Here is a 1,158-nt window from a genome sequence, read left to right as displayed (position 1 = left end):
ACTGGCAATAGCGCCGCTGGATGCTGGCATTGGAGCAGTTAACCCCTCAACTGTCTCGCACCTGGAAGCCATGCCTCCGATCGATGGGCAGCCTTGCTTCAAGGTTGTCAGTAGCGGGCCACTAAGAGACGAGATAACTGTGACCGACGACGATCGCCTGCTGCCACTCGAGCAAACCGTATACCGACCTGACAGTACGTCGAAACTGCGTAGCATATCCTTACAATATGAGAGGCTACCGCAGATAGGCTGGTTCCCATCGGCGTTTAGAATCGTGAGATACGCGAACGACGGGAGGATCATTGAGGTTACCGAGTCGTCCGAGATAGAGGCAACAGTTAACCAGCCTCTTGCAGACGAAACCTTTCAGATTCAGTTTCCTCGTGGCACATGGGTCAATGATTTGAATTCTGGCGAAAGCTATTTGGTTCGCCCGGGGAAGCCGAATCGCGTTGTATTGAACGGTGAATTCAACGGAGCGAATCTTGAAGAGCTGCTGAATAGTGAAACACCCTATCCCTCACGCCGCCACGGCTACCTTGTAGCATTTTCGCTCATTGTTTTAACGGTAATTTTAGCGTTTATGTATTGGCCGCGTCGATGGGGTAAGAAACTGCAGCAGAACAACTTGTCAGATTCGACCAAGAACCTGCCGTAAATGGCAGGAAAAGTCGCCATGTATACGAAACGTTGTTTTGTTTTAACGACAACGGCGAGTCGCTCTACCTACCGGCAGTCACGAAGCGGATTAACTGACGCAGTGGCTAGGACTAGCGAACACGGCCACCGCGCACTTTAGGTAAGGCGGGGGGCATGTCGCGCTCCGTAGCTAATTACAAGATGATGCAAGCAGGTTGACACTTGCTTTCCGATTTATCACGCGCCACTTCATGACTGATCTTCCGAATGTGGATGTGGATTCAATCCCTCGAAACTTCTATGAGCTGGATGATCCCCGATCAACCATTAACCGCCATCACTTGCTCGGCGACTCAATCGTGATTTCTATCATGGCAGTGATCGCGGGAGTGGACGGGCCAATGGCGATTGCTACCTGGGCTGCGAGCATCGAAGAGTGGCTTCAGAAACGACTGAAACTTCCGCACGGGATTCCTTCTCACGATACCATTGGCCGCACTGAAACCGACTCTGTTTGAA

1 protein-coding gene and 1 pseudogene are annotated in these 1,158 nt (G+C 51.6%); both read left to right on the top strand.

What is annotated here, in order from left to right:
- The coding region (locus GE027_RS22580; RefSeq protein ID WP_237607744.1) for a hypothetical protein at positions 1 to 658 on the top strand (658 nt) is incomplete at its 5' end.
- 232 nt (positions 659 to 890) lie between these two features.
- A pseudogene (locus tag GE027_RS22575) lies at positions 891 to 1,136 on the top strand (transposase family protein); the annotation flags it as partial.
- Between the last annotated feature and the right edge of the window lie 22 nt (positions 1,137 to 1,158).

The organism is Roseimaritima sediminicola, from assembly GCF_009618275.1.
In the GTDB taxonomy this organism is placed as follows: Bacteria; Planctomycetota; Planctomycetia; order Pirellulales; family Pirellulaceae; genus Roseimaritima; species Roseimaritima sediminicola.
This window is presented reverse-complemented; position numbering and strand designations above follow the sequence as displayed.